Origin of the sequence: Escherichia sp. WS1118, assembly GCF_046487695.1 — a bacterium.
GTDB classification, from domain to species: Bacteria; Pseudomonadota; Gammaproteobacteria; order Enterobacterales; family Enterobacteriaceae; genus Escherichia; species Escherichia coli.
The window spans coordinates 1-4,358 of the sequence record NZ_JBJQIZ010000031.1 but is presented as its reverse complement, the minus strand read 5'-3'; the positions used below and the strand labels follow the sequence as shown (position 1 = coordinate 4,358).

Annotated in this window: 4 protein-coding genes, 4 tRNA genes and 1 rRNA gene; 8 read left to right on the top strand and 1 reads right to left on the bottom strand. The window is 47.4% G+C overall.

Going from position 1 to position 4,358, the window contains the following annotated elements; translation table 11 throughout:
* The 3 genes from rrf to birA all read left to right on the top strand — a co-directional run.
* Positions 1 to 89, top strand: a 5S ribosomal RNA gene (gene rrf, locus ACJHYO_RS23880); the annotation flags it as partial.
* A 136-nt stretch (positions 90 to 225) separates the two neighbouring features.
* Entirely contained in the window at positions 226 to 1,254 is a 1,029-nt protein-coding gene (murB, locus tag ACJHYO_RS23875; RefSeq protein WP_001016654.1) for a UDP-N-acetylmuramate dehydrogenase, read from the top strand.
* The gene (gene birA, locus ACJHYO_RS23870; RefSeq protein WP_000654598.1) at positions 1,251 to 2,216 is read left to right on the top strand and encodes a bifunctional biotin--[acetyl-CoA-carboxylase] ligase/biotin operon repressor BirA; all 966 of its coding nucleotides are present in this window, start codon (positions 1,251 to 1,253) and stop codon (positions 2,214 to 2,216) included. The genes murB and birA overlap by 4 nt, the downstream gene beginning before the upstream one ends.
* 28 nt (positions 2,217 to 2,244) lie before the next feature.
* On the opposite strand, the gene coaA is transcribed toward birA, so the two are convergent.
* Entirely contained in the window at positions 2,245 to 3,195 is a 951-nt protein-coding gene (coaA, locus tag ACJHYO_RS23865) for a type I pantothenate kinase (protein WP_000023081.1), read from the bottom strand.
* Between the two features lie 361 nt (positions 3,196 to 3,556).
* Between coaA and ACJHYO_RS23860 the strand changes: the two genes are divergently transcribed.
* From ACJHYO_RS23860 to ACJHYO_RS23840, 5 genes are all read left to right on the top strand, one after another.
* Positions 3,557 to 3,632 (top strand) — tRNA-Thr (locus ACJHYO_RS23860).
* An 8-nt stretch (positions 3,633 to 3,640) separates the two neighbouring features.
* A tRNA-Tyr gene (locus tag ACJHYO_RS23855) sits at positions 3,641 to 3,725 on the top strand.
* Between the two features lie 116 nt (positions 3,726 to 3,841).
* Positions 3,842 to 3,916, top strand: a tRNA-Gly gene (locus tag ACJHYO_RS23850).
* Positions 3,917 to 3,922: 6 nt separating this feature from the next.
* A tRNA-Thr gene (locus ACJHYO_RS23845) sits at positions 3,923 to 3,998 on the top strand.
* A 114-nt stretch (positions 3,999 to 4,112) separates the two neighbouring features.
* Positions 4,113 to 4,358: GTP-binding protein (locus ACJHYO_RS23840; RefSeq protein WP_044810207.1), on the top strand; the 246-nt coding region annotated here is incomplete at its 3' end.

Genomic DNA, 4,358 nt, shown 5'->3' with positions numbered 1-4,358 from the left:
CCTGACCCCATGCCGAACTCAGAAGTGAAACGCCGTAGCGCCGATGGTAGTGTGGGGTCTCCCCATGCGAGAGTAGGGAACTGCCAGGCATCAAATTAAGCGAAGAGCCCAGTCGGAAGACTGGGCCTTTTTGCGTTTCTATAAACTCTTCCTGTCGTCATATCTACAAGCCATCCCCCCACAGATACGGTAAACTAGCCTCGTTTTTGCATCAGGAAAGCAGCTATGAACCACTCCTTAAAACCCTGGAACACATTTGGCATTGATCATAATGCTCAGCACATTGTATGTGCCGAAGACGAACAACAATTACTCAATGCCTGGCAGCATGCAACCGCAGAAGGACAACCCGTTCTTATTCTGGGTGAAGGAAGTAATGTACTTTTTCTGGAGGACTATCGCGGCACGGTGATCATCAACCGGATCAAAGGTATCGAAATTCATGATGAACCTGATGCGTGGTATTTACATGTAGGAGCCGGAGAAAACTGGCATCGCCTGGTAAAATACACTTTGCAGGAAGGTATGCCTGGTCTGGAAAATCTGGCATTAATTCCTGGTTGTATCGGCTCATCACCTATCCAGAATATTGGTGCTTATGGCGTAGAATTACAGCGAGTTTGCGCTTATGTTGATTGTGTTGAACTGGCGACAGGCAAGCAAGTACGCTTAACTGCCAAAGAGTGCCGTTTTGGCTATCGAGACAGTATTTTTAAACATGAATACCAGGATCGCTTCGCCATTGTAGCCGTAGGTCTGCGTCTGCCAAAAGAGTGGCAACCTGTACTGACGTATGGTGACTTAACTCGCCTGGATCCTTCAACGGTAACGCCACAGCAAGTATTTGATGCGGTGTGTCATATGCGCACCACCAAACTCCCTGATCCAAAAGTGAACGGTAATGCGGGTAGTTTCTTCAAAAATCCTGTTGTTTCTGCCGAAACTGCTAACGCGTTGTTGGCACAATTTCCAACAGCCCCACATTACCCCCAGGTGGATGGTTCAGTAAAACTGGCTGCAGGTTGGCTTATTGATCAGTGCCAGCTTAAAGGGACGCAAATTGGTGGGGCTGCGGTACACCGTCAACAGGCGCTGGTTCTCATAAATGAGCACGATGCAAAAAGCGAAGATGTTGTACAGCTGGCGCATCATGTAAGACAAAAAGTGGGTGAAAAATTTAATGTCTGGCTTGAGCCTGAAGTCCGCTTTATTGGTGCATCAGGTGAAGTGAGCGCAGTGGAGACAATTTCATGAAGGATAACACCGTGCCACTGAAATTGATCGCCCTGTTAGCGAATGGCGAATTTCACTCTGGCGAGCAGTTGGGTGAAACGCTGGGAATGAGCCGGGCGGCTATTAATAAACACATTCAGACACTGCGTGACTGGGGCGTTGATGTATTTACTGTTCCGGGTAAAGGATACAGCTTGCCCGAGCCAATCCAGTTACTTAATGCCGAAAAGATATTGAGTCAGCTGGATGACGGCAGTGTAGCCGTGCTGCCAGTTATTGACTCCACGAATCAGTATCTCCTGGACCGCATCGGAGAGCTTAAATCTGGCGATGCCTGTGTTGCAGAATACCAGCATGCTGGCCGTGGTCGTCGTGGTCGGAAATGGTTTTCGCCTTTTGGCGCGAACTTATATTTGTCGATGTTCTGGCGTCTGGAACAGGGCCCGGCGGCGGCGATTGGTTTAAGTCTGGTTATCGGTATCGTGATGGCGGAAGTATTACGCAAGCTGGGTGCAGATAAAGTTCGTGTTAAATGGCCTAATGACCTCTATCTGCAGGATCGCAAGCTGGCAGGCATTCTTGTGGAGCTGACTGGCAAAACCGGCGATGCGGCGCAAATAGTCATTGGTGCAGGGATCAACATGGCAATGCGTCGTGTTGAAGAGAGTGTCGTTAATCAAGGGTGGATCACGCTGCAGGAAGCCGGGATCAATCTCGATCGTAATACTCTTGCGGCCATGCTGATACGTGAATTACGCGCGGCGCTGGAACTCTTCGAGCAAGAAGGATTGACACCTTATCTTTCGCGCTGGGAAAAGTTGGATAATTTTATTAATCGCCCAGTGAAACTTATCATTGGTGATAAAGAAATATTTGGCATTTCACGCGGAATAGACAAACAGGGTGCTTTATTACTTGAGCAGGATGGAATAATAAAACCCTGGATGGGCGGTGAAATATCCCTGCGTAGTGCAGAAAAATAAGAAAGGGGAGCATTAACTCCCCTTTAAATTATTTGCGTAGTCTGACCTCTTCTACTGCATGATTAGCACTTTTCGTCAGGATTAAACTGGCACGCTCGCGAGTAGGTAGAATATTTTGCTTTAAGTTCAGCCAGTTGATCTCTTTCCACAATGTCATGGCAGTCTTAATAGCTTCTTCTTTAGTTAATTTCGCGTAGTTATGAAAATAGGAATCCGGGTCTGTAAAAGCCCCTTCGCGGAATTTCAGAAAACGGTTGATATACCACGTCTGAAGTAAGTCTTCCGGTGCATCAACATATATCGAAAAATCGACAAAATCAGAAACAAATACATGATGTGGATCGTGTGGATAATCCATCCCGCTCTGTAAGACATTTAACCCTTCAAGAATTAAAATATCAGGCTGAACAACAGTTTTATCTCCATCCGGGATCACATCATAAATAAGATGCGAGTAAACAGGGGCTGTAACGTTTGGCACGCCGGATTTGAGATCGGAAACAAACTTCACCAGGCGATGCATATCATACGATTCCGGGAAGCCTTTCTTCTTCATCAGACCACGTTCTTTCAGAACCTGATTAGGGTGAAGGAAGCCATCTGTAGTGATCAGTTCAACACGACGATGTTCCGGCCAACGGCTTAATAGCGCCTGCAATACACGGGCGGTTGTACTTTTCCCCACCGCGACACTACCAGCAATACTGATAATGTAAGGAATGCGTTGCCCGTTGGTACCAAGAAACTGTTCCAGAACTGCCTGACGGCGCAGATTCGAGCTTATATAGAAGTTCAGCAAACGTGACAGAGGTAAATAGATCTCGGCAACTTCTTCTAACGAGAGATCTTCATTAATACCTTTGAGACGGGCGATCTCATCTTCCGATAACGTCATAGGTACGGAATCACGCAGAGCTGCCCACTGGTTGCGGTCAAACTGTAGGTAAGGCGTCATTAACGTTTGCTCTTTTATACTCATAAGCATGTTTCTGGCGGTCATAGCTCTATCGGCAAAGCGATATTTGCCATGGCGCGTCACAGTTCTGTTGAATGGGTTAATGGGCAGGAGGGTAACACCAGATGGGGAGGAATAATAAGAAAAAATCTCTCCCAGGAAGCTATCGTTGAAAAGCAATGTGACAGATATTCCATCTGATAAAAAGAATTATGGTTTAGCAGGAGCACATTGTTGAGCACAATGATGTTGAAAAAGTGTGCTAATCTGCCCTCCGTTCGGCTGTTTCTTCATCGTGTCGCATAAAATGTGACCAATAAAACAAATTATGCAATTTTTTAGTTGCATGAACTCGCATGTCTCCATAGAATGCGCGCTACTTGATGCCGACTTAGCTCAGTAGGTAGAGCAACTGACTTGTAATCAGTAGGTCACCAGTTCGATTCCGGTAGTCGGCACCATCAAGTCCGGTGGGGTTCCCGAGCGGCCAAAGGGAGCAGACTGTAAATCTGCCGTCACAGACTTCGAAGGTTCGAATCCTTCCCCCACCACCAATTTCGGCCACGCGATGGCGTAGCCCGAGACGATAAGTTCGCTTACCGGCTCGAATAAAGAGAGCTTCTCTCGATATTCAGTGCAGAATGAAAATCAGGTAGCCGAGTTCCAGGATGCGGGCATCGTATAATGGCTATTACCTCAGCCTTCCAAGCTGATGATGCGGGTTCGATTCCCGCTGCCCGCTCCAAGATGTGCTGATATAGCTCAGTTGGTAGAGCGCACCCTTGGTAAGGGTGAGGTCGGCAGTTCGAATCTGCCTATCAGCACCACTTCTTTTCTCCTCCCTGTTTTTTCCTTCTGTTTATTGCATTCAACAAGTCGGGCATGTTGCCTGGTTGATGTGGTGATATCACCGATTTATCCGTGTCTTAGAGGGACAATCGATGTCTAAAGAAAAGTTTGAACGTACAAAACCGCACGTTAACGTCGGTACTATCGGCCACGTTGACCATGGTAAAACAACGCTGACCGCTGCAATCACTACCGTACTGGCTAAAACCTACGGCGGTGCTGCTCGCGCATTCGACCAGATCGATAACGCGCCGGAAGAAAAAGCTCGTGGTATCACCATCAACACTTCTCACGTTGAATACGACACCCCGACCCGTCACTACGCGCACGTAGACTGC

Excerpts from the sequence above, each read along its gene's own strand:
- birA (WP_000654598.1), top strand. The coding sequence starts at position 1,251 with ATGAAGGATAACACCGTGCCACTGAAATTGATCGCCCTGTTAGCGAAT.
- coaA (WP_000023081.1), bottom strand. The coding sequence starts at position 3,195 with ATGAGTATAAAAGAGCAAACGTTAATGACGCCTTACCTACAGTTTGAC.
- murB (WP_001016654.1), top strand. The coding sequence starts at position 226 with ATGAACCACTCCTTAAAACCCTGGAACACATTTGGCATTGATCATAAT.